Here is a 265-nt window from a genome sequence, read left to right as displayed (position 1 = left end):
ACACAGCCGACCGGCGAGTTTGACCCGCACTCGTACCCCAACCTGGACTCGATCGACGAGGTCGTCAGGAATCAAATAGTCGAAAGGACGGTCAAGGTGGGCCAAACCGGAAGAGACGGCGACATGGGCGATCCATGACGTCGTCTCCAATAGCGGTGCGGTCATGGGGCACATGTTACGGCCCACCACCGACGGCGTCGCGGTGTGTTCTCTCAGAGACGGGCGGTTGCTGCCAAGGCCTCGGCGCGGTCCGTCAGCTCCCAGG

At 63.0% G+C, this 265-nt stretch carries 1 protein-coding gene; it reads right to left on the bottom strand.

Annotation, left to right across the window (positions count from 1 at the left end):
- Window positions 1–165 (bottom strand): primosomal protein N' family DNA-binding protein (locus AC0IZJ_RS28505; RefSeq protein ID WP_471855630.1); only part of this gene is annotated, 165 nt, incomplete at its 3' end.
- Window positions 166–265 lie beyond the last annotated feature (100 nt).

Source organism: Roseateles sp. AC306 (genome assembly GCF_979253795.1).
The sequence above is the reverse complement of the archived record's forward strand: the minus strand, read 5'-3'. Positions and strand labels throughout refer to the sequence as shown.